Source organism: Corallococcus terminator (assembly GCF_049194865.1).
In the GTDB taxonomy this organism is placed as follows: Bacteria; Myxococcota; Myxococcia; order Myxococcales; family Myxococcaceae; genus Myxococcus; species Myxococcus terminator_A.
The window spans coordinates 56441-77931 of record NZ_JBLZWL010000017.1; the positions used below are offsets into that span (position 1 = coordinate 56441).

Genomic DNA, 21491 nt, shown 5'->3' on the forward strand with positions numbered 1-21491 from the left:
CTCAAATATCGATGTTGACGATGCGGCGGATGATGAGGATGCCCAGCACTTCCATCACGGCGATGATCACCACGAGGATCCACCCGAAGTAGTGGTTCATCATGGGCTCCATCAGGTCCGGCCGCATGTAGTTGAGCACCATGCCCAGCACACCGGGCATGGCCGCCACGATCCACCCCTGCAGCTTGCCCTGCGAGGTGAGCGCGTCGATCTTGCCTTCCAGACGGAAGCGCTCGCGAATCACCATGGAGATGGTCTCGAACATCTCCGCCATGTTGCCGCCGAGCTGGCGCGCGATGTTGGTGGACACCACCACCAGCTCCAGGTCGTCGCTGCCCACGCGGCGGGCCATGTTGATGAGCGCCTCTTCCAGGGGCACGCCCAGCTTCACTTCCTTCACGAACAGGCCGAACTCCTGCGACAGCGGAGCCATCGCCTCGCGAGCCACGTGCTCGATGGCCTGGGGGAAGGTGAGACCGGCCTTGAACGCGTTGGCCATCGCCTGCAGCGCGTCCACCAACTGGACGTTGAACTTCTTGATGCGCCGCTTGCGGTAGTGCTTGACCATCAACATCGGCAGGAAGAAGCCGAACACCGTGGCCACGACGGCCAGGATGGGGTTGAAGATGATGTACGACAGGATGCCCAGCAAGCACATGCACGCGATGTTGAGGACCAACATCTGGCGCGGATCGATGAAGAGGAACATGTCGCTCAAGTCGTTCATCGACTTGGCGACGTAGCGCTCTTGGTACTGCTCGTACGCCTTCGAGAGGACGCTGAAGATCACCAGGCTGAAGAAGAAGACCGAGCCTGTGACGAGGAGGAGGACGATTCCGGCAAGCATGGGCGCGCTTCCCTGGGGGTGAGGGCGGCGTGGCGCCGACTACTGGGCGCCAGCGGCGGCGGCCTTCTCGGTGCCGCCCTTGATGATCTGGATGATCTCCCGGCGCTTGGCTTCCAGCACGCGGGTACGCTCGCCAGAAAGCAGCGTGCTGATGGTGGCGCGACCGCGCTCCTCGATGAGGTCCACGTCGTCCTCGTTGCGCAAGCTGAGCGTCAGTGCACCGAGCTCCGCGGCCAGCACGAGGATTTCCGCCTCTTCCGGCAGCACCATCAGCGACACGTTGTTGTAGTCGCGCTGGCCTTCCGGGATGAGGTTGACGTTGGTGGTACCGGTGATCTTTCCGGTCGCCACCACGATGATGTTCTGCAGCAGCGTCACGCCGACGTTCTCGTCCGTCTGCGGATCACGGAACGTGCCGATGATGTCCACGTGGTCGTTCGGGCGAATCCAGCCACCGACGGAGGTGGTGTTCTTCGCCTCGATGGTCATCGCGCGCATCTTCTTCTGCACCTTCGAGGACAGGCGCTCGGCGGCCTTGGTCGTCTCGAACTGGCTCCACAGCAGCGGGTCACCCGCCTGCAGCGCCACGAGCACCTTCTGGTTCACGACGTAGGAAGCCGAGTCCGGACGCACCACCGACGAGGTGACGAACTGCTCCGGCACTGAGCGCTGGGAGATCATCTCGAAGGTGATGACGGTGCCTTCGGGGACGTCCTGGGCCGCGACCACCACGGGTACCAGGTTCCAGCCGCGGCGCACGTCCGCTTCCTTCTTCTTGATGGCGGAATACGCGATGACACCGGCGAGAAGGCCGAGTACGAGCGCGACGACGAGCGGGGTCTTGCCCTTCAGCATGGTTCAGGAACCTCCAAAACGGGGGGGCGCCGTTCGGCGGCGAAGGCGTTCGAGGGTGTAGAAATCTAGAAAGGCGCACCTTGCGCCGATGGCGCGGGATGTTAGCCGTGCGATACAGCAGGTGTCAAAACCACCTCCCGCGACAGCACCGAATCCCGCGCCATCCCTGTCGAATCCAGCGGTTGCGTCAGAGGTCCGCGAGCGCCTTGCGGTCTTCGTCGGTCAACCCGTTGTGTTCGGTGATGCTGTAGAGGGCGTCCTGGACCACGTCGGCTTCATCCTCGTCGTCGATGGTCTTCCCTTCCAGCAGTCGAATCAGCTCCAGGATGTCCGGATCCGTGGTGACGGGGCCCAGTTCGAAGGCGCCGCCCTCCTCGGAGGGACCGCGCGCCTCGTTGACGCAGTAGAGGTGGAAGGGCACCACGTAGAGCTCTTCCTCGGTGCCACCGTCAGTGCCCGCGTCGACGCCGCCCGAGCCGATGCCCGTAGGCGGTACGTTGATGCGGACGCGGTCCATCAACATGCCGTTCTGGATGCGGCTGCCCCCGGCGTTCAGCATGATGAGGCCCGGGTTGATGGTCATCTGCACTGGCGCGCCGGTGCTGTTGCGCAGCGGCACGCAGACCAGCACCGCGGGGCCCGTGCCCACCGGCGCCACGCCATTGCCGCAGTCCTTGGTGGCATCGCTCGCGCCGTACATCGGCCCGGCGATCTCCACGCCCGCGGGGAAGGCGAAGGCGGTGCCCATGGGAATGCCTGGGTCCTCTCCGAAGCCGGGCCGCTCCTTGTTCACCCCCGCGTCGAAGGTGATGGGACCGCCGTCCGTCCTGCCTCCACCATCGCCGTCATCGTCATCACTGCAAGCCAGCACCCCTGCCCCTACACCCACCGCGACGACCGCCCACTTCCAGGCCGCATGCGCCATTGCGCGCTCCTTGTCCTCGTCGTTGATGCGAAAGCGACCCCTCCGGCCTTGGGCCACCGCGTCATGAGGTGGTCCGAGACTGGCTGACTCCCGGGTCGTCGGCAACACCGGTGTGCATCATCGGACGTGTCAGGGAGTGGGCGACGGCGACAACTGCTCGATGGGCGACGCGGCGGGCTTCTGCAGCGGAGGCAGGTCCGGGTTGTAGAGGCCGCGCAGCACCAATTCCCGGTCGCGCTCGTCGCGCAGCAACACGGGCTCCCCCTCTCGGAGGCCGACCATGCGGATGCTGAAGCCGACGCCGTCCGGCGTCACGTGCACCCACAAAGCGCCGGGAACGAGCGACGGGGGGCGTGCTTCCTCCGACTCGAGCCACACAATCTGGACGGGCACGGGGCGCAACGCGCGGGTACGAAGCTGCTCGTGGTTGGGACCGGCCGCCGCGAGCGCCTTGCGCCAGGACTCCTCGTCCGTGGGCGCCTCGCCGTGCGCTTGAAGCTCCTGCACCATCGACAGGTGGACCCGCCGCGCCACCCGCAGGAGGGACAGGTTCACCGCTTCTTCCGAGCGCGTCTCCTTGAGCAAGCGCCCATCCCCCGCCCCCACCGCGCCCACCACGGACAAGAGCACGGTGGCCGAGGCCCAGAGCGGCGCGGACCTCCCTCGCACCAGCCCCCAGACGAGCCGCAGCCCGCTCACCACCGCCAGCAGGGAACCCGCGAGCAGCGTCCAGCGCGGCGGCGGGCCCGGGTGGAACGACTGGGCCAGCACCTGGGCGACGTGCCGCCACTCGGCGACCGCGACGTAGACGACGCCCGCCGCCATGGCGAGGAACACGGCTGCGTGCAGCAGCCGCAGCCACAGGGGCGACGCCGCCCCCACTTCGCTCCGGGTCGTCACGGGAACGGCAGGTTCAGCACGAAATAAAAGGAGTCGTAGTAGATCTGGTACGAGCGCATGAACAGGTCGATGACGTTCGACTGGACGTCATCCGTCCAGCGAATCTTGACCGACGCGCCGATGACGAGCGCGACGACCAGCAGCCAGTTCAGGATGGAGTATTCGACCATGGCCTGCCCACGTCGGGAGGCGCGGAGGCGCTGCGTCTTGGGGATGCTCATGGGGTTTTCTCCGAATCGGCGGGTTGCTTGGGGGCATCCATCGCCGGTAGGTCCGGGAAGACGCTGTCCGCATGCTCCAGGCGGATTTTAGGCGCGGAGGGAGGCGGTAGCACCATTCGTGGCTTGGCGTCGATACCGTACTCCGCCACCTCCATCGAGTGGTCGATGCCCGGAATCTCCATCTTCGCCATCTGCATCAACGGAATCTCGCGGCTGAGCCACATCCGCTTGATGACCGTCTTCTTCACCATCAACTCCACCGGGACGACCGTCACGGTGCCCGCCAGCGTCATCACCCGCATCTCCTTGCTGGAGCGTAGCACGGGCTTCAGACCCGCCGGCACGGGGTCCTTGTCGTCCTCCGGGTCCGGCACCTTGTCGTCCTGGTCCTGCTGGTCCATCTTCTTCAGGACGTGGTCCAGGGCCTCCTGCGAGTATTCCTGGGGACGGTCCGTGGGACCGCCCACGAAGAGCCGGGAGATGGCGTCGTAGCGGATCTGCTCGCCCTCGCGCGCCACCAGCATGCGCATCTGCATGAGGGGCGACTTCATGGCTGGATGCGTGCCCGCCTCCATCTCTATCCACACCGCGTCCCGGCCCTGCTTGTCCTTCTCCTCGCCCACCACCGCCATCCGCCAGTAGTAGATGCGCATGCCGCCCGCGCCGCCGTCGAAGCGGTACGTCACCCAGTCGCCCACGCGCGCGCTCCGGGCGCCCTTGGACAAGTGGGACATGACCTCACGCGCCGCGGGGCCCTGCTCCGCGCGCGCGGACGCCGCCATCAGCACCACGGCGATGACGGTCCACGACGCCCTCATTTGCCCGCTCCCTTCGCCTGCTTCAGCTTCTGCTCCCGCTCCCACGCCTCGCGGCTCTTGCGAACCGCGTCGTCGTTGGGCACCGCGTCCGGGCGGTCCGAACCCACCCACGTCTGCATGACGCTCGACAGCCCCTCGTCCACCTGGGAAACCGTCGTCATCACCTGCTCGCCCTTGCGCGCGTGCTCCATCGTCACCTGCGTGCCGCCGCCGAGCTTCGTCACCGTGCTGCGCACGGGCTCGAAGCCCTGGCGCGTCAGCTCGGTGCCCAGCCGCTGCTGCACGTCCGACAGGTCTCCCGCCACCAGCGACGTGCGGTTCTGCGAGCCACCCGGGTCATCCCTCGTCGCCAGGTCCTGGCTGTAGAGCGTGCCCTCCAACTTCACCAAGCCGGGCGAAGGGGACTTCGGCGGACGCGTCCACAAGTCCCGCAGCGCCGTGAAGCCCACCGTCTTGCCCTGGTGCACGCGCAGCACCACGCCCCGCTGCAGGCCTTCACGGGTGAAGAGGGCGGAGACAACCGCCTCATCCTCCATGTCTCCCTCCACCACGGTGGGGTAGCCCTCGTCGCGCCACTTCTGCGCGAAGTAGGCCACCACCTTCTTCATGGGGTCGGTCGTCGTGAAGTAGGCCAGCCGATAGTACTCGCCCCCGATGATGAGGTCGTTGCCGATGCGCGTGTGGACGGTGCCCGGATAGACGGGCACCTCCTGCTCGGCGAGCGCCGGCCACACGGCCAGTAGCGCCAGACCGAGCAGGAGCCGGTGGGCCACTTTATTACTCACAGCGAATCTTGTTGTCCTGCTCATCCTTGTTCGTCGCCTCTTGGGTGGCGTCCGGATCCGACGGGTCGTCGGCCATGGCCCGCTTGCAGCCCATGAAGTGGGGGCCGCGCGCCAGGAACAGCTTGATGTAGTTGCTGTCGCCGTACGTCATCTCGTCGCGGAACGGAGCGGTGTCGAAGCAATCCGGCCGTTCGTTGTCCAGCAGGTCTTCCATCTCGTGCAGGCCGCTGCTCGCCGTGGCGTCGTAACCCGTCAGGCCGTTACATTTCGCCTTCTGCTGAGGATCGATACCGTAGTTTCGCGCGACGACAAAGGTGCCGAAGAAGTTCGGCAGGAAGCTCCCCAGGAAGTCGAGCACGCCGCCGATGCCACCTTCCGACATGGCATTGGTGATGCCCAGGAACTTCATCCGCCCCACCTGCGTGTGGAGGCCGTGCGCGTCGCTGCCGGAGCGGTGGTTGCCTGCTCGCCGGTCGCGGACGACGGCGTCACCACCGTCGGCCATGTGCCAGCCGTTCGCGTACATCGAATACTTCGAGCGCAGGGGGATACTGGACAGGTCCTGGCCGCCGAATGTGTCCGACTTGAAGAAGCCGCCGGAGCCCGAGTTCTCGTCGAGGTAGCTGCGGGGGATGATGACGTTGTCGAAGTTCATCGTCACCTCCGACTCCACCCACCCCTTGTTGTTGAAACCCCACATGTTCATCACCGAGCCGACGCCCTGGTTGAGCACGCCGAGGACGGCGCCACCCAGGCTGCCACCCTCACCGGTGCTGCCGGCCCCCCCCAACATCCCGGACTCGAGGAAGGGGATCTCCTTGTTGGTGAGGGTGCCCGCCACCGCGCCGTAGCGGGCGATGAACGACCCCGCCGGACCATTGGGCTCCACGGAGTCCATGTCCTTGTAGCGCTCGACGAGCTCCGTGTGGGCTTCCTGGCGCGCGTCCTCGAACGCGCCATCGTGGTTGCCCTTGCCGAAGTCGGTCAGGGCGTAGCTGGTCATCTCCCAGACGGCGTAGCGCGCCATCTCCTGGAGCTTCAGCTTCGCCCGGACCAACTCCGTCAGGTACATGCTGAACATCAGAATCATGACGAGCAGCGGCACGGAGAGGGCGAACTCGACCGTGGCGGCTCCGCGTCGGAAACTCTTTCGTGACATGGGGGCTCTCATCGCGGTCCTCAGTGCGTCATGACCTTCGGGGCGAAGCCCTGGAGCGCGCCAGGCAGCGCGTCCAGCATGGACCCGACCACCGGAAGCTGGTTGCGGCCCTGGTACACGGACGCCAGACGCGGACGCCAGTACGGGTTGAAGAAGTTGGGCTGCTCGGTCCAGTTGCCCGGCCGGTGGTAGTAGCTCTGGCCGCGGGAGATGACGTTGAGTCCCTCGGTGAGGCTGAGGAACTTCTTGCGGTTGTTCAGCATCTCCAGGCCTTCCGAGTCGGGCGAGAAGCTGAACTTCACCTTGCCCTCGTCGTTGAGCAGCGCGGGAGCGTTCGTGCCCGTGCCGTCCGTGTTGTCCTTGTTGACGACCTCTTCCGGGGACTTGTTCAGCGCCACCCACGCGGAGGGCTGGTTGAAGTCCACCGTGCGCTTGGCCAGGTTGGCCCTGTCCGAATTCGCCATCGGGTTGCAGGTGCTACCGCCGTACTGACCGGGCTCGAAGTGCATGAAGGGCGTCACGCCACCCCACGGGTGGTTGCCGTCCTGGGCCGGGCGCACGTTCGCCGTGTAGACGTCCACCTTGAACCAGCAGACCACCAGTTGGAGGACGCAGACCTTCTCGCGGTGGATGCCGACCTCGCGCTCCGGACCGCTGGGGGCCTTGTGGTTGCGCCAGCCCTCGCTGTTCTGCGGGTAGTGGATGCGCCAGTGCACGCCACCCTTGGTGGTCCCCGAGTCCTTGTCGTTCAGCGCCCAGACGCTGGGCTTGAGCGTGTGGCGGTACGGCAGCTTGATGCCGCCCTTGTCGTTGAGCCCCTTGCGGTTGTCGCCGAAGCAGCGCGTGTACGGGTCCTTGTTGTTGCAGGATAGCGGGTTGTCCGCCTTGCCCACGCCCACGTCGACTTCAGCGGGGCCCAGCTTGAGCCAGTACAAGTCGTCCGCGCCCATGTTGTCGCCCTGCGCCGTCATGCCCCAGGGACTCAGGTTGTCGTTCCAGTCGCGGATGTAGTTGCGCGAGTCGATGAGCGTCTTCGACGTGGGGAACGTCGCCGACAGCATGCGCGTCTGCCCCATCTTCTTGAACTCCAGCAGGCCCGGAGCGTTCACGCCGTTGTTCAGCATGTCGCGCAAGAAGCCGAGTGAGTCCGGCAGCGGAAGGATGTCACCCAGCTCACGCGAGGTGGTGAAGCGCTCGGGGCACATGCCGCCTTCATGGTCACATGCGTAGCGAGTGGCGTTGGTGATGCCACCCATCGACCGCTTGACGCGAGCGATGTCGTCGTTGGCCTTGTACTTCGTCACGTCCAGCGCGCCGAAGGGGTTCTTCCACGAACCGGGAGCCAGCGGCTTGCCACCCGCGTGCTCGCTGTGGGCCTGACTGAAGAGGCATTGGCTGTAGATACCGGTCGCGAGCTGGCTGGCGAGCGAGTTGAGGTTCTTGTCGTTCGCGTCCAGCACGCCCTGGGTGGTCTGCGTCACGTGCGTGGACGCCGACATCATCACCGCCTGCGACATGAAGTACATCGCGCCGTTGAGCACCCGATGGGCTGGCACGACTATCTTCCCCAGCCATTTGTCGGGGTTGAGGGTCTTGAGCAATCTCTGCAGCGGCTGCAGGAAGGCCGTCTTGTAGAGCGTCATGATCTTGTTGACCGCCTTGATGACCTGCCCCACGTAGGGGATCACCTCGATGATCGGACACAAGATGACCCACAGTTTCTTGCGCTTGCCAGCACACGGATTGAGCGTCTTCATGAACCCGAAGAGGTCCGTGAAGAACGCCTCGGCCGCGTAGATCAGCGAGATGAGCGAGTGCCACATCATCGCCGACACGTAGTGCGACACCTGCGTGCGGTTGGCGTACGCGTAGAAGTTGAACGCGCGCGCCTCCATGGCGGCCATGGAGTAGGCGGCGGCATCCGCGGTGTTCTGCAGGCGCACGCGCTCGTGCACGGTGTGTCCGATGTTCACGGTGGTCAGCACCGCGATGGACATCACCAGCACCATCAATGCGGCCAGGATGAGGGCCTGGCCCTCCTGGCGCTGGAAGCTCTGTCGAAGGATTCGAGTGAACATGGTGCGTGAGTCCTCTTACAGGCCCCAGTCGGGGTTGAGGTGCATGATCCACTTGCGGTGGAAGTTGGACTGCATGCGCATGGTGTACGTCGCCGTCAGGGGCATGAAGTAGCGCTTGCCCACGAGGCCGGAGACGAGCGGGATGCTGCCGGTGGCCAACCCCCAGAGCACCCACATCTCGGCGGGATACAGGGAGTTGTAGCCTTTCTCGTGGTCAATCCCCTTGGCCAGCGCGGCCAGGGGCGTGAGGTTGCCGCCGTCCGACATCATGTTGGCCCTGGGCGCGAGCGTGGCCCGGTCGATGGCGCCTCGCAGCGCCACCTGCGCGTTGGAGGCGTACCAGGAGGTGAAGATGATCCAGTTCGCGAACGGGATCTTCATCTCGTAGAAGTAGCGCAGGCGGATGGTGAGCCGCGTCGCCTTGCGGTAGACGAGCTCCGCGTCATCCGGCTCAGGCAGGTTGAAGAACTTGCGGATGTTGTTCTCCAGCGACGGCACTTCCGGGAAGCTGTCCGCGCCGTCGAAGTCCAGCTCCTGCCAGTTGTAGCCGGTGCGCAGCTTCCAGATGGTGTTGATGGGCGTGAAGTACGCCGGGTTGATGGTGTCCACCCGGATGAGGCCGAACAGGTTCGAGCCGTTCACCGTCCGAGGCACCACGCCGCCGCCGAAGTTCAGCGTGCGCATCGCGGAGTCGTAGATTTGATGGATGGCGAAGGTCTTCGCCAGGTTGCCGATGTCGTCGGTGCGGCCCAACGTGGGCAGCAGCGCGACGATGGCCGCGTCATGCATGCGCTCGTTGTTGCCGTTCCACACGATGCCGGCCCGCGCCGCTTGATACGCGGCGTACTCGGTCATCAGCTTCGCGTGCTGAATCAACGTGAGCTGGATGATGCCCAACGTCATGAAGACCGCGAGCGGCATGATCATCGCCGCTTCGACCATGGCCTGCCCGGATTGGCGGCCTGCCGCCCCCCGCGGCCGCGATTCCTGTTCCATTCCCATGGTCCCATTATCTCGATCAGCGCCCTCGAGACGCATCGGTCAAATGGCCAGATTCAACCGTCCCACCCTCCCAATTATTGAAAAATCGCGGGAGTTTACGGCGTGGGCTGGGAATCACTCGTCGGTGTTTCGACCGATCCAGCCTCACGGTTCAAGCGGCGGCGCGCCGCCTGAGCCGCGCTGGAACCCGGAGCTTCCGACAAGACCTGATTACACGCGGCCAGCCCCTCCCGTCGACGGCCCAGGGCCAGCTCCGCGTCACACAGGCGGTTGAGCAACCCCATGCGTTCCGTGCCAGAGGCCCCAGCGTCCAGAGCGAGTCTCAAAAGACTCGCCTCCTGGCTCCGGTCGCCCGCCCGGTTCGCGTTCTGGGCGCGCAGGGACAGCTCCACCACGGACAGCCCGGAGGACCGCTCCGCCACCTCGGCCTCGGCCTTGGCACGGCGCACCGGGGCCGGGCTGGCCGGCTCGGGACTCGGCAGCTGGTCGCGCGCGGGGGCCTTCGACGGCTTCATGGCGGACTTCGCGGGAGAGGTGGGCGCCTGGACGACGCCATTGCGCTCATCACCGTACGGAGGTGGAGGTGCCGCCCCGGCGCGGCCCTCGGCAGCGGCCGACGGCGCGGGGGCGCTGGCGACGGCGCCCTGAGCCATGGGCTCGGTGACGGACTCGAGAGCAGGCGCTCCCGGCCCCTCATCCCAGGCCCCACCCTTGGGCAGGGCGTCGTCGGCGTCCTTGCGTGACTCCTTCTTGGCGAGCGCGCCTCCCAGCCGCAGGGACTCTCGGGGAGGACTGGCTGAAGCAGGGGGCTGAGACAGGACCGGAGCTCCGTCCGCGAGGGCCTCCTCGTCCAGGTTCGACACCTCGCGCTGGGCCTTCTCCTCGGGCGCGGTCTTCGAAGCGGACAGCTTGTCGCTCATGACCTCCGCGCTCTTCCCCTTCTTCGCCTTGAGCTCATCGGAGCGACCCCTCGTGCCGAAGCCGCCACCACTGCCCGCCGTCTCCCAGCCCTCCGCCCGCCGGGGCTCCTTGCTCCGCGACTTCGGCGACTCCTTGGCGAAGGAGTCCTCGTCCTCGCCCCGCGCGTCGGCGGGAGGCGGCGGTGCTTCCGCGACGACCTGGGCCGGAGCGACGGAGGGCGGCGACACGGGCTTCGGCGCTGGAGCCATCGCGGGCGCGGCCTTGCTCGACTGCATCTCCGCCGCCGCGAGGTTGGGCCGCGTCAGCTCCGGTGACTGCGCGTTGATGGTGAGAATGCCCAGCGTGCCCACCGAGGCGAGTCCGACGACGGGAAGCAGCCACCGGCGCCAGCGTGACGGCGTGGGAGCGGGCCCGGCGGCGACCCGGCGCGCGGACTGCTGCGCATACGCCAGCAGCGACTCCAGACCCGCGTCGGGCGCGGACTCCTCGGAGAGCTGGGACATGGTGACGCGCACACCGCGGATGTCGTCCAGGGCCTGGGTGCAACGAGCGCAGCCCTGGAGGTGCGACTCCACCACCTGGGCCTCCGGGGAGGGCAGCTCGCCATAGGCGAAGTCGAGGAGCCGGTCCTCGTGCGCATGGAGGTTCTGCGGCTTCATCCCACCACCGTCCTTCCGTCCTCGGCGAGATCACCATCCACGCCCAGCTCCGCCAGTCGGCGGCGCAAGCCGTCGAGCGCATAGCGCATCCGGCTCTTCACCGTGTTCTCCGAGACGCCCGTCACGTCGGCGATGTCCTTGAACGGGATGCCGCTGTACTCACGCAGGATGAACACCTCCCGCTGCTCTTCGGGCAGGGAGGCCAGGGCGCGCTCCAGCAGCGGTCTCAAACGGGCGTTGTACGCGCCCCGCTCGGGACTGGCTCCGGAGTCCGGCAGCGCCTCCGACAGCGTGCGGCCTTCCTCGCCATCCACACCACTCACTGGAGACTCCAGGGACGCGGCCTGGCGGTAGCTTTCTTTGCGCGCGCTGTCCACACAGAGGTTCCTCGCGATGGTGTAGACCCAGGTCGTGAACCGGGCCTTCGCCTGATATTCGCCGGCGCTGCGCACGACCTTCAGCCATGTCTCCTGCAGCACGTCCTCCGCCCGTGCCCGTTGCCCGACGAAGCGCAGGATGAAGTTGAACACCGGTGTCCGGTGCCTTCGCACCAACGCCTCGAACGCGCGAGCGTCCCCCGCCTGGAAGGCGAGCATCAATCGCTCGTCTGAGGTCTCCGGTCCCAACTCTCCCCCATCGCTCGTGGAGCCACGTTCACTCCGGCCCACCCTCAACCCGTGCCCTCTTAACGGGCGACGGGCCACCAGGGTCTAATCCGGACGTGGCTTCCGGTAAGTGGCGAGAATGACAGGGAGCGCGACCGCTGTCACGAGTGCGGCCTGCGCCAGCAGCACCCCCGGCAGGGGGCGCTGGACGTGGACGTACAGCGAGCGGCCGAGCGCCATTCCCAACAGGACCCCCGTGGCCGTCCGCACCGCGTTGGAGCCGGACGCCGGGCGGAAGCGCCCCACCGCCCAGTCCACCAGCGCCGGCAGCGTGAGCAGCAGCACGGCCGGCACGTCCCAGGCCCACCCCAGAGTGGCCCGCGCGACGAAGAGCCCCACCAGCGTGGCCATCAGCACCGGATAGGTGCCCAGACACCGCGCGCAGATTCGGAGCCCGCCGAGCACATAGGTGCGGTTGTACTCATCCGGATGATGGTGACTGAGCCAGAACACCGTCGGCACCTCCGGACCGCGAGGCGGTCGAGGACTGTTGAGACTCCGCTTCCGCCAGGAAGCACGCGGCGAAATGCCCGGAGCCCAGCGGATACAGGGGCGGCGACTCGCGGCGACACCGCTCCATCGCGTGCGGACACCTCGGGTGGAACGTGCACCCCGGAGGTGGCGCGAGCGGCGAGGGCGGCTCTCCGGGGACCAGCAGTCGCGTGCGAGCGCGCTCGGGATCCGGCACCGGCACCGACGCGAGCAGCGCCTGCGTGTACGGATGACGAGGACGAGCGTACAGCGAGCCCGACGGCGCCAGCTCCACGATTCGACCCAGGTACATCACCGCCACGCGCGTGGACACGTGCTCGACGATGTTCAAGTCATGCGCGATGAACACGTAGGTGAGGCCACGCTCGCGCTGCAGGTCCACCAGCAGGTTGACGATCTGCGCCTGGATGGAGACGTCGAGCGCGCTGATGGGCTCGTCCGCCACCACCAGGTCCGGCCGCAACGCGATGGCCCGGGCGATGCCGAGTCGCTGACGCTGCCCTCCGGAGAACTCATGCGGGTAGCGCCCCAAGGCCTCGCGCGGCAGCCCCATGGCGTCCAGCAGCGCGGCGACCTCGCGCTCCCGCTCGCCCGGCCCCTTCGCGAGGCCGTGGATGTCGAACGGCTCGCCCAGGATGTCCCGCACCGTCATGCGCGGGTTGAGCGAGGCATACGGGTCCTGGAAGACGAGCTGCATGCGACGACGCAGCGGCCGGAGTCGTCTCTGGGACAGCCCCGTGACGTCCTGCCCGTCGAAGTGGATGGAGCCCGCGGTGGGCGTCACCAGGCGCAGCAGCGCGCGCCCCAGGGTGCTCTTCCCGCAGCCACTCTCCCCCACCACGCCCAGCGTCTCGCCCCGGAAGACGTCGAACGTCACGCCGTCCACGGCCTTCACCGCGCCGCGCACGCGCCCCAGCCAGCCCCCTCGCATGGGGAAGTGGACCTGGACGTCCTTCGCCTGGAGGAGCGGCTCGGCGCTCATGACGCGGGCACCGGATGGTGACAGGCCGCGAGCTGCCCGCCACGCTTGCGCTCGAGCACCGGTGTCACGCGCGAGCACTCCTCTTGAGCACGCTCGCATCGCTCGCGAAACGCACAGCCCGACGGCAGCTTCCCCAGGGCGGGCACCATGCCAGGGATGGCGCGCAGCCGCCGCCGAGGCCCCGGTGGCCCTTCACCCCCCAGCGACGGAAGCGAGCGCAGCAGGCCCGCGGTGTACGGGTGCGCGGGACTCGCGAACAGCTCGCGCACTGGCGCGTGCTCCACCACCTTCCCCGCGTACATCACCACCACCGTGTCACAGCTCTCCGCGACGACGCCCAGATCGTGGGTGATCAGCATCACCGCCATGCCGCGCTCGGCCTGCAGGCGCTTGAGCAGGTCGAGGATCTGCGCCTGGATGGTGACATCCAACGCGGTGGTGGGCTCGTCCGCGATGAGCAGCGACGGATCACACGCGAGCGCCATGGCGAGCATCACCCGCTGCCGCATCCCGCCCGAGAGCTGATGGGGCCACGCGTCCACGCGCTCACCCGGCGCGGGGATGCCCACCTGCCGCAGCATCTCCACCGAGCGCTCCCGCGCCTGCGAGCGCGAGGCCCCCAGGTGGAGCCGCACTCCCTCGGAGATCTGCTCGCCCACGGTGAAGACGGGGTTGAGCGACGTCATCGGCTCCTGGAACACCATGGCCGCGTGGCGTCCGCGCACCCGCCGCAGCTCTTCATCCGAGAGCTTCAGCAGGTCCCTGCCCTGGAAGAACACCTCGCCCGCGGCCACTCGCACCGGAGGCTGGGGCGCGAGCCTCAGCAGGGACAGCGCGGTGAGGCTCTTGCCACAGCCGCTCTCCCCCACCACGCCCAGGGTTCCGCCGGGGGGCACCGCGAAGGACACTCCGTCCACCGCGCGCACCCTGCCCTCGTCCCGCGACAGCTCCACGGCGAGCCCTCGGACGTTCAGCAGGGGCCCGTCCCCCGAGGGCGACGCGCCGGGCGTCACTTCTTCGCCAGCTCCTCCAGGAACTCCACCTCCTGGATGAGCCCCTTGCGGATGAGCAGGCGGATGAGGCTGGCCACCATGCGCGCGGGCTTCACCTTCTCCGTGTCCAGCACCGCCTCGTCGCCCCGGGACATGCGCTCCAGGTCGTCCAGGATGGCCAGGTCGTCGTCGGAGAAGTCCGGCGTCGGCGTGAGCGCCAGCGCGGGCTGCGAGCCCTTCGCGGCCCCACCGAACATCACCACCGGAACGCGGGGCTTCTCCTCCTCTTCCGCCTCGAAGATGGGCGGAGGAGGCGGCGGCGGCCGTGCGGCGACGGGCTTCACGCCCAGCAGATCATCCAGCGGATCCACCCCGCCCCCTTGCCGCAGGGCTTCCGCGGGCGGCGGCGGCGGCGTCCCGGGCCGACGGGCGGCGGGAGCGGCGGCGGGTGGTGGTCTCGCTGCGGGGGGCTTCGGCGTCTCCGGCATCTCCCACTCCAATGGCGTCCCCGCCGTCACGAGCGGAAGGCCGGAGCCCTCCTCCTCGTACAGCGGCTCCGCCTCGACGATGTCCAGCGGCTCTCCCCGCGCCCGGGCCAGCGCGGCGTCCAGGTCGTCCGACGCGACGACGAAGACCCGCACCTGCTTGCGGAGCTGGAAGCGCAGCTCGTCCACCAACGTCAAATCCCCTGGGTCCTCCACGGCGACATGGATGCGCTCGCTGCGCCCCTCCACTTCCGAACGGAAGAGGAGGACACGGTGTTCCGCCTGGAAGTCCAGGGACACCAGCGACGCCACCGCCGGGGGAATCTCCTCGGGCAACTCCATGAAGGGCAGCCCGTGCTGCACCGCCAGCGCCCTGGCCACGTGCAACGGCGCACACAGGCCCTGGGCCACCAGCGTCTCGCCCAGCCGCAGGTTCCCCGGAGCGCCTCGACGCCCGAGCGCCACCCGCACCTGCTCCTCCGTCACCACCCCCGCCTCGACGAGCAGCTCACCAATCTTCTTGCGCATAAGGCCGGGCTACCGCTTGACCTTCGCGAGGTACTCATCGCGGGAGAACACATTCTTCTCGATGAGCAGCTCCACCATGGCCTTGAGGGCGGCGACTTCCTTGCGCTGCACCTCTTCCACGCTGCGCAGCAGGTCGGCCGGACTGCCGGTGCCCGCCGTGCTGCGCGGGGCCTCCTGCACCGGCGGCGGAGGACGCGCCACCGGGGGCGGAGGCTTGGGCGCGGACACGACGGCGGCGGCCGCCGGATCCAGGTCCTTGAGGTTCTTCACCACCGTGCGGCCCTGGGCGTCCACCACCTTGAAGTTGGTGTCCGCGTCCTCCAGCTCCAGGTTCTCTTCGTACATCCGGGCGAAGGCCCGGGCGATGGAGGTGCGGCCCGCCACGTTGGGGATGATGCGGCACTTCGTCACGGCCCGCAGCTCGTCGAGCATCCGCATGTTGAGCGGATCCGACATCGCCACCACCAGCGTCTTGCCCTCGTCCCGCAGCTGCAGCGGCAGCACGGAGAAGTCGCGCGCGGTCTGCGGAGGAATCTTGGCCTTCACATGCGGGGGGACCACCTGGACCGCGTCCAGGTTCACCGCCGGCATGCCGAGCTGCTTGGACAACGCCCGCACCAGGATGTCCTCGGAGACGAGGCTCATCCGGACCAGGATTTCGCCGAGCTTGCCGCCCCACTTCGCCTGTTCGGCGAGCGCGGCCTTGAGCTGGCTCTCCTGGAGCACATTCGCTTTGATCAGCAGTTCTCCGAGCTTGATCTGTGCCATGTCGTGGGCGCCACTCTACCCGACTCCAGCCGCCGCGCTTCTTCTTCCGTGCCTGGCAGGTCAGGAACCCGGCACCGGGGGCGCTGGCGACTCGGGCCCCCCGGCAGGCAGCTCCCGCCCCGAGTCATCCACCTCCACCACCTTGGCCCCCTCCGGAGGGGTCAGCTCGTAGAGCGTGAGGTCCGGCCGGCCGTTGAGCTTGATCTGCTGGTAGCGAAGCTGGAGCTTCGTCCCCGCCTGCTTCGCTATGAGCTCCACCTTGCCCGGGAAGATGAGGCTGCCCCGCTCCAGGAAGTCGTCGAAGGCCAGGTCATACCCGGGCACGCCTCGCACCTGGCTCTTCACCACGCGCAGATACTTGGGGTGAACCTGGAGCACCTGCGAGGCCGTGCCCCGGTGGAGGGTGAGCACGTAGACGCCCTCCTTCTTGTCCAGCTCCAGCGTCATGCGCTCCGGAGGGATGAGGGGCACCTGGCCCAGCATGATGGCCACCAGTTCCTCGCCCGGCAGGACGACGGGCAGGAAGCGCGACACGTTCTGCGGGCTCGCCGGCCCCTGGTAGTAGGTGTGCGTCTCCGTCTGGTACAGGCCGAAGCGCGTCCCGTCCCCGACGAGGGAGGCGAGCGGCCGGTTGAAGAAATCGAACGTCTCCAGGTGCAGCAGGGCCGGGCGGGTGACGGAAAGGAACATCCCGATGGTGCCGCTCTGCTGGGGAGACTCGACGCGCAGCTTCGCGTCCCCCTCGAGGGAGATGACGTTCTCCTGGTTCTGCCGGACACGCTGGTAGACGACCTCGGCGTCGGTGAGGTGCCCCTCCGGCCCGAACTCGATGCGCTTGGGGCAGGCCGAACAGAGCACTGCCAGGAAGATTGCGGCGGCTGCGCGGTTCATATCTCCTAGTCTGGGCCATGGCGCCCTGCCGGGTCACCCACCAATGAGCCTGAACGACATCCTGCATTACCTCCGCCTCGGCGGAGTCACCCTGGCCCTGCTGCTGCTGGCCTCCGTCGCCGCGCTTGTCGTGGCCGTCGAGCGCATCATCGCCCTCTGGGGGGTGAGCGAGCGCTCCCGCCTCCTGGGCGAGGCGGTCAGCAAGCACCTGCTTCGCGGCGACGTGCCGGCGGCCCGCACCGCCGCCGAGCGCTCGGACTCCGTCGCCGCCGACATCTTCCTCGCGGGGTTCGACCGCTGGGAGCGCAGCCGGGGCTCGGGCGGCTCGGGCGTGGAGGCCGCCGTGGAGCGCGAGCGCGCCCAGGTGGGCCTCAAGCTGCGCCGCAACCTCTGGATTCTCGCCACCATCGGCTCGATTACGCCCTTCGTGGGCCTGTTCGGCACCGTGGCCGGCATCATGCGCTCGTTCAAGGACCTGGGCCTGGACGTGGAGGCCGGCGGCACCGGCGGCACCGGCGCGGTGATGACGGGCATCTCCGAGGCCCTGGTCGCCACGGCGGTGGGCATCCTCGTCGCCGTGCAGGCCATGGTCTTCTACAACTACTTCCAGGCTCGCCTGTCGCGCGTGCTGGTGGAGTTGCGGCTGATGGGCGACGAGTTCGCGGAGATGCTCAAGGAGCGCGCCGCGGGCCTTCCTCCCGAGCCCGCCCCCCGCGTCGATTCCCAGCCCCCCACCTCTCCGGCGCGCGTCGACACGCAGCCCGCCTAGCCCCAGGGAACCAAGCACCATGGCCATGGGCAAGACACCGGGGTCCGGTGACGAAGGCGAAGAAGGTGTCTTCGCTGAAATCAACATCACCCCGCTCACCGACATCTTCCTCGTGCTGCTCATCATCTTCATGGTGACCAGCTCCGTCATCGTCCAGCAGGGGCCCGGAGGCGGCGCCAAGGCGGGCCTCAAGGTGAACCTGCCCAAGGGCGGCGCCGCGGACGTCACCGCGCGCACCACGGACATGTCCGTCGCGGTGCTCGCGGATGGACGCTTCGTGGTCGCCGGCAACGTCGTCAGCCAGGACGAACTCCAGAAGGCCTTCGACGCCGCCAAGGTGAAGGACCCGGACACCGTCGTCATCGTCCAGGCCGACGAGGGCGTCCCCCACGGCACCGTCGTCCAGGTGATGGAGCTGGCGAAGAAGGCGGGCCTCGGTCAGCTCGCCATCGGCGTGCGCGAGGGCGAATAGCCCCCGAGCCGCGGACGTCACACAACCCCCGCTGAAGAAACACGAAGGCCACCTCGGGAGCGACTCCCCAGGTGGCCTCGGTGTTTCTGGAGGGCGCCCTTCAATCAGGGCGCCCCTTCAGACGATGTCGCGGCTCAGACGGACGCGAACGCGGCGTCGGTGATCTCAATCGGGGAGGTGTCCTCGATGGCGATGAGGCGCGCGGCCTGCTCCACGTTGGGCAGCACGTTGCGCGCGAAGTACAGGGCGCTGAACTTCTTGCCCTCGTAGAACGCACGGTCCGGGTGGTCCGCCGACAGCGCGCCCTGCGCCTTGTCCGCGATGACCGCCGCGTCCAGCAGCAGCCAGCCCACGGCGACCTCGGACATCATGTTGAGGAAGCGGTTGGCGGACAGCGGAATCAGCGGGAACTTGCCGCCGTCCTGCGACCAGCTGAACACCGTCATCGCGCTGGACATCAGCGCCTCCTGCGCGCTCGCCAGCAGCTTCACGGCCTCGCCGTAGGTGGGGTTCTCGCGGTGCGCCTCGACGAACGAGCCCACGTCGCCCATGAACTGCTGGAAGTGCATGCCACCAGCCTGCCCCAGCTTGCGGCCCACCAGGTCCATGGCCTGGATGTGGTTGGTGCCCTCGTAGATGGAGAAGATCTTCGAGTCACGCGTGTACTGCTCCACCGGGTAGTCCTGGATGTAGCCGGCGCCGCCGTACACCTGGATGGCCTGCGCGCACAGGCGGAAGGACTGATCGGAGCCGTAGGACTTCACCAGCGGGGTGAGCAGCTCCACCTGGCCCTTGTGGTAGGTGGCCGCATCGTCGTCCTTGCCCGCCAGCTGCCGCGCCTTGTCCAGGTGCATGGCCAGCTTGATGATGAGCGCGCGGATGCCCTCCACGTGGGACTTGATGTCCAGCAGCATGCGGCGGACGTCCGGGTGCTCGATGATGGCGGCGCGCGGCGCGGTGGGGTCCTTCCACTTGGTGAAGTGGGAGCCCTGCTTGCGGTCCTTCGCGTAGTCCACCGCGTTGTAGTAGGCGGCCGACGCCAGCGCGACGCCCTGGATGCCGACGGCGATGCGCGCGCCGTTCATCATCTTGAACATCTGGCTCATGCCGACGTGCTCGACGGTGCCGACAATCTCGCCCAGACAGTTGTCGCTCTCACCGAAGTTCAGCACACAGGTCGCCGAGCCGTTGATGCCCATCTTGTGCTCGATGGAGCCCACGGACACGTCGTTGGCCTGACCGGAGCTGCCGTCCTTGTTGATGCGCAGCTTGGGGACGATGAACAGCGACAGGCCCTTGGTGCCGGGCGACGCGCCGTCGATGCGCGCGAGCACCAGGTGGATGACGTTCTGGGCCATGTCGTGGTCGCCGCCGGAGATGAAGATCTTCGTCCCGCGGATGTTGTACGTGCCGTCGGCGTTGCGCCGGGCGGTGGACTTCGCCGCGCCTACGTCGGAGCCGGCGTGCGGCTCGGTGAGGCACATCGTGCCGCCCCACGTGCCGTTGAGCATGCGCTCCACGAAGAGGTGTTGCTGCTCCTTCGTCCCGCACTCGGCGATGACTTCCGCCGCGCCGAACGACAGGCCGGGGTACATGTTGAAGGCCGTGTTGGCGCCCGATAGCAGCTCCTCCACCGTCACCTGCAGCATCATCGGCGCGCCCTGGCCACCGTGCTCCGGGCTCACCGCCACCGTCTTGAAGCCCTGCTCGTAGAGTTTCTTCCACGCGTCCTTGAAGCCCGTCGGCGTCAGCACCGAGCCGTTCTCCACCCGACAGCCCTCGCGGTCTCCCACGGAGTTGAGGGGCCCGAGCACCTCGCGCGCGAAGCGGTACGTCTCCGACAACACCGCCTTGGCCTCATCCGGGCCCCAGGCGTCGTACGGGGCCTGACCGGCCACCTGGCCGAAGCCGAACTGCTCGAACAACGTGAAGAAAATCTCTCGAAGGTCGGTCTTGTAGGTGTTGATGCCGGCGGACATGGCCACTCCTGCGTGACGGCTCGCTGCCCGCCTTCGGTGGGAAGGCCTCGGGTCAGCGGCGCGAATGAGACACAGGAAGTGTGGCGGTGACTGATTTTTGAGTCAACCCTGAATGACACCCTGCGTTGAGGGGCAACCCAGGCTGCCCCTCACCGCAGACCGTCAAACAGCTACTTCTTCGCCTTCTTGGCCGAGGGAAGCGTCGCCGTCTTGGCAGCGGGCTTCTCCCGGGGGACGGTCTTCTTGGACGAGGCACCAGCGCGGCGCTCGTCGGACTCGCCAGCCTCCTCGTCGACAGCCGAGGCCTCGCTCGAGCCTCCGCCAGTGGACGTGGCGGGGGCGGCGGCCAGGCTCTCCCGGGGCACTTCGATGACGATGGGGGACTGGCCGGAGCGCTGCCGGTTCTCGTCCTCCAGGGAGTAGAAGAGCTGAATCTGCGCGCCGCCCTTCATCACCAGCTCGCCGCGCTGGTTCTCCGCCCACAGGTCGATGTCCACGAAGTAGCGGCCCGCGGTGCCGTGGCGGTTGCTCACCCGGCCCTTGCAGACGACGGTGTCACCCGGCCACACCATCTTGATGAAGCGCACGTTGTAGCGCCGCATCTGCCCGCCCCGGGCCCAGTCGCTGATGAGCTGGCCGAGCATGCCCATCACCAGCATGCCGGGGGCGTACACGCTCGGCATGCCCACGCTCTTGGCGTAGAGCTCGTCGACGTGCACGGGGTTGTAGTCGCCGGAGGCACCCGCGTACCGGGACAGCTGGACACGGTCCACCGGGGCCTTGGCCAGCGCCGGCAGCTCGTCTCCGACACGGATGGACTCGAAGTAGAGCTTGCGCGCGGGCATCACGGGGTCTCCTTGGAGGCGCGGACCACCAACGTCCGGCGGGCTCGGAACACCAGGTTGCCTTCCTCGTCGCGGCCTTCATCCTCGATGACAGCGATGTCCATCTTGCCGGACATGCCCTGTCGCTCGGAGACATCCGCCACGCGGGTGGAGACGTAGATGCGGTCCCCGGCGAAGATGGGCCGCTCGTAATCAAAGCCCTGTTCGGCGTGCAGCAGGCTTTTGATGCCCACGCCGAGCAGCTCCCTCAAGTCCGCGGCCGAATGAAAGGACGCGGGAAACGTGGGAGGCGCGATGATGGTGGGGTAACCGGAGGCCCGAGCGTACTCCTCGTCGTAGTAGATCGGGTTGTAGTCTCCGATGGCCTCCGCGAAGCGGCGGATGGCACCCTTCTCCACTTCGTTGAGCGTCGGCGGCGAGGCACGGCCGATCGCATTCTTGTCCAGCATTATC

The 21491-nt window shown here is 67.6% G+C and carries 23 protein-coding genes; 2 read left to right on the forward strand and 21 right to left on the reverse strand.

Annotated features, from left to right (window positions below; genetic code table 11):
- Position 1: 1 nt before the first annotated feature.
- The 18 genes from ACN469_RS08875 to ACN469_RS08960 all read right to left on the reverse strand — a co-directional run bounded on the left by ACN469_RS08875 (position 2) and on the right by ACN469_RS08960 (position 16973).
- A complete protein-coding gene (locus ACN469_RS08875) occupies positions 2-847 on the reverse strand; it encodes a type II secretion system F family protein (RefSeq protein ID WP_498766110.1) in 846 nt (281 codons plus the stop codon).
- A gap of 39 nt (positions 848-886) precedes the next feature.
- Positions 887-1702, reverse strand: a complete 816-nt coding sequence (cpaB, locus tag ACN469_RS08880; protein ID WP_498766112.1) for a Flp pilus assembly protein CpaB — start codon at positions 1700-1702, stop codon at positions 887-889.
- Positions 1703-1889: 187 nt separating this feature from the next.
- Positions 1890-2627 (reverse strand): hypothetical protein, encoded by a 738-nt coding sequence (locus tag ACN469_RS08885; protein WP_498766114.1) that lies wholly within the window; start codon positions 2625-2627, stop codon positions 1890-1892.
- 129 nt (positions 2628-2756) lie between these two features.
- Positions 2757-3527 (reverse strand): hypothetical protein, encoded by a 771-nt coding sequence (locus tag ACN469_RS08890; protein ID WP_498766116.1) that lies wholly within the window; start codon positions 3525-3527, stop codon positions 2757-2759.
- On the reverse strand, positions 3524-3748 hold the full coding sequence (locus ACN469_RS08895) for a hypothetical protein (RefSeq protein ID WP_498766118.1): 225 nt from the start codon (positions 3746-3748) through the stop codon (positions 3524-3526). Before ACN469_RS08895 ends, ACN469_RS08890 begins: the two co-directional genes overlap by 4 nt.
- Complete coding sequence (locus tag ACN469_RS08900) at positions 3745-4566, reverse strand: hypothetical protein (protein WP_498766120.1); 822 nt, start codon at positions 4564-4566, stop codon at positions 3745-3747. The genes ACN469_RS08895 and ACN469_RS08900 overlap by 4 nt, the downstream gene beginning before the upstream one ends.
- Complete coding sequence (locus ACN469_RS08905; protein ID WP_498766122.1) at positions 4563-5339, reverse strand: hypothetical protein; 777 nt, start codon at positions 5337-5339, stop codon at positions 4563-4565. Before ACN469_RS08905 ends, ACN469_RS08900 begins: the two co-directional genes overlap by 4 nt.
- Before the next feature lie 4 nt (positions 5340-5343).
- Complete coding sequence (locus tag ACN469_RS08910; RefSeq protein ID WP_498766124.1) at positions 5344-6510, reverse strand: TadE/TadG family type IV pilus assembly protein; 1167 nt, start codon at positions 6508-6510, stop codon at positions 5344-5346.
- Positions 6511-6530: 20 nt separating this feature from the next.
- Positions 6531-8588, reverse strand: a complete 2058-nt coding sequence (locus tag ACN469_RS08915; protein ID WP_498766126.1) for a TadE/TadG family type IV pilus assembly protein — start codon at positions 8586-8588, stop codon at positions 6531-6533.
- 15 nt (positions 8589-8603) lie between these two features.
- Positions 8604-9590, reverse strand: a complete 987-nt coding sequence (locus tag ACN469_RS08920) for a TadE/TadG family type IV pilus assembly protein (RefSeq protein ID WP_498766128.1) — start codon at positions 9588-9590, stop codon at positions 8604-8606.
- 95 nt (positions 9591-9685) lie between these two features.
- Positions 9686-11170: an anti-sigma factor family protein gene (locus tag ACN469_RS08925; protein WP_498766130.1), complete on the reverse strand. Its 1485-nt coding sequence runs from the start codon at positions 11168-11170 to the stop codon at positions 9686-9688.
- Positions 11167-11838: an RNA polymerase sigma factor gene (locus tag ACN469_RS08930; RefSeq protein ID WP_498766132.1), complete on the reverse strand. Its 672-nt coding sequence runs from the start codon at positions 11836-11838 to the stop codon at positions 11167-11169. The genes ACN469_RS08925 and ACN469_RS08930 overlap by 4 nt, the downstream gene beginning before the upstream one ends.
- A gap of 42 nt (positions 11839-11880) precedes the next feature.
- On the reverse strand, positions 11881-12288 hold the full coding sequence (locus ACN469_RS08935) for a DUF2085 domain-containing protein (RefSeq protein ID WP_498766134.1): 408 nt from the start codon (positions 12286-12288) through the stop codon (positions 11881-11883).
- The gene (locus ACN469_RS08940; protein WP_498766136.1) at positions 12257-13309 is read right to left on the reverse strand and encodes an ABC transporter ATP-binding protein; all 1053 of its coding nucleotides are present in this window, start codon (positions 13307-13309) and stop codon (positions 12257-12259) included. The genes ACN469_RS08935 and ACN469_RS08940 overlap by 32 nt, the downstream gene beginning before the upstream one ends.
- Complete coding sequence (locus ACN469_RS08945) at positions 13306-14322, reverse strand: ABC transporter ATP-binding protein (RefSeq protein WP_498766138.1); 1017 nt, start codon at positions 14320-14322, stop codon at positions 13306-13308. Before ACN469_RS08945 ends, ACN469_RS08940 begins: the two co-directional genes overlap by 4 nt.
- Positions 14319-15314, reverse strand: coding sequence for a GspE/PulE/PilB domain-containing protein (locus ACN469_RS08950; protein ID WP_498766140.1), 996 nt, complete (start codon positions 15312-15314; stop codon positions 14319-14321). Before ACN469_RS08950 ends, ACN469_RS08945 begins: the two co-directional genes overlap by 4 nt.
- 9 nt (positions 15315-15323) lie before the next feature.
- Positions 15324-16082 (reverse strand): GspE/PulE/PilB domain-containing protein, encoded by a 759-nt coding sequence (locus tag ACN469_RS08955; RefSeq protein WP_498766142.1) that lies wholly within the window; start codon positions 16080-16082, stop codon positions 15324-15326.
- 60 nt (positions 16083-16142) lie between these two features.
- Positions 16143-16973 carry a DUF4292 domain-containing protein gene (locus ACN469_RS08960; protein ID WP_498766144.1) on the reverse strand — a complete coding sequence of 277 codons (831 nt, stop codon included), beginning with the start codon at positions 16971-16973 and terminating at the stop codon, positions 16143-16145.
- 43 nt (positions 16974-17016) lie between these two features.
- Here ACN469_RS08960 and ACN469_RS08965 point away from each other — a divergent pair, with 43 nt between their 5' ends.
- Both ACN469_RS08965 and ACN469_RS08970 read left to right on the forward strand, forming a co-directional pair.
- A complete protein-coding gene (locus tag ACN469_RS08965) occupies positions 17017-17742 on the forward strand; it encodes a MotA/TolQ/ExbB proton channel family protein (protein ID WP_498766146.1) in 726 nt (241 codons plus the stop codon).
- Positions 17743-17761: 19 nt separating this feature from the next.
- Positions 17762-18214: an ExbD/TolR family protein gene (locus ACN469_RS08970; RefSeq protein ID WP_253998589.1), complete on the forward strand. Its 453-nt coding sequence runs from the start codon at positions 17762-17764 to the stop codon at positions 18212-18214.
- A gap of 134 nt (positions 18215-18348) precedes the next feature.
- Here the strand turns inward: ACN469_RS08970 and ACN469_RS08975 are convergent, their stop codons facing one another.
- The 3 genes from ACN469_RS08975 to ACN469_RS08985 form a co-directional block, all read right to left on the reverse strand.
- Positions 18349-20193, reverse strand: a complete 1845-nt coding sequence (locus tag ACN469_RS08975; protein WP_498766148.1) for an acyl-CoA dehydrogenase — start codon at positions 20191-20193, stop codon at positions 18349-18351.
- Between the two features lie 170 nt (positions 20194-20363).
- Positions 20364-21038, reverse strand: coding sequence for a MaoC family dehydratase (locus ACN469_RS08980; RefSeq protein WP_498766150.1), 675 nt, complete (start codon positions 21036-21038; stop codon positions 20364-20366).
- Positions 21038-21487, reverse strand: a complete 450-nt coding sequence (locus ACN469_RS08985) for a MaoC family dehydratase N-terminal domain-containing protein (protein WP_141643258.1) — start codon at positions 21485-21487, stop codon at positions 21038-21040. The genes ACN469_RS08980 and ACN469_RS08985 overlap by 1 nt, the downstream gene beginning before the upstream one ends.
- Between the last annotated feature and the right edge of the window lie 4 nt (positions 21488-21491).

Coding starts and splice junctions, on each gene's coding strand:
- ACN469_RS08900 (WP_498766120.1), bottom strand. CDS start 4,566: ATGAGGGCGTCGTGGACCGTCATCGCCGTGGTGCTGATGGCGGCGTCC.
- ACN469_RS08910 (WP_498766124.1), bottom strand. CDS start 6,510: ATGTCACGAAAGAGTTTCCGACGCGGAGCCGCCACGGTCGAGTTCGCC.
- ACN469_RS08875 (WP_498766110.1), bottom strand. CDS start 847: ATGCTTGCCGGAATCGTCCTCCTCCTCGTCACAGGCTCGGTCTTCTTC.
- ACN469_RS08925 (WP_498766130.1), bottom strand. CDS start 11,170: ATGAAGCCGCAGAACCTCCATGCGCACGAGGACCGGCTCCTCGACTTC.
- ACN469_RS08915 (WP_498766126.1), bottom strand. CDS start 8,588: ATGTTCACTCGAATCCTTCGACAGAGCTTCCAGCGCCAGGAGGGCCAG.
- ACN469_RS08960 (WP_498766144.1), bottom strand. CDS start 16,973: ATGAACCGCGCAGCCGCCGCAATCTTCCTGGCAGTGCTCTGTTCGGCC.
- ACN469_RS08920 (WP_498766128.1), bottom strand. CDS start 9,590: ATGGGAATGGAACAGGAATCGCGGCCGCGGGGGGCGGCAGGCCGCCAA.
- ACN469_RS08985 (WP_141643258.1), bottom strand. CDS start 21,487: ATGCTGGACAAGAATGCGATCGGCCGTGCCTCGCCGCCGACGCTCAAC.
- cpaB (WP_498766112.1), bottom strand. CDS start 1,702: ATGCTGAAGGGCAAGACCCCGCTCGTCGTCGCGCTCGTACTCGGCCTT.
- ACN469_RS08940 (WP_498766136.1), bottom strand. CDS start 13,309: ATGAGCGCCGAGCCGCTCCTCCAGGCGAAGGACGTCCAGGTCCACTTC.
- ACN469_RS08980 (WP_498766150.1), bottom strand. CDS start 21,038: ATGCCCGCGCGCAAGCTCTACTTCGAGTCCATCCGTGTCGGAGACGAG.
- ACN469_RS08895 (WP_498766118.1), bottom strand. CDS start 3,748: ATGAGCATCCCCAAGACGCAGCGCCTCCGCGCCTCCCGACGTGGGCAG.
- ACN469_RS08965 (WP_498766146.1), top strand. CDS start 17,017: ATGAGCCTGAACGACATCCTGCATTACCTCCGCCTCGGCGGAGTCACC.
- ACN469_RS08975 (WP_498766148.1), bottom strand. CDS start 20,193: ATGTCCGCCGGCATCAACACCTACAAGACCGACCTTCGAGAGATTTTC.
- ACN469_RS08885 (WP_498766114.1), bottom strand. CDS start 2,627: ATGGCGCATGCGGCCTGGAAGTGGGCGGTCGTCGCGGTGGGTGTAGGG.
- ACN469_RS08955 (WP_498766142.1), bottom strand. CDS start 16,082: ATGGCACAGATCAAGCTCGGAGAACTGCTGATCAAAGCGAATGTGCTC.
- ACN469_RS08950 (WP_498766140.1), bottom strand. CDS start 15,314: ATGCGCAAGAAGATTGGTGAGCTGCTCGTCGAGGCGGGGGTGGTGACG.
- ACN469_RS08970 (WP_253998589.1), top strand. CDS start 17,762: ATGGCCATGGGCAAGACACCGGGGTCCGGTGACGAAGGCGAAGAAGGT.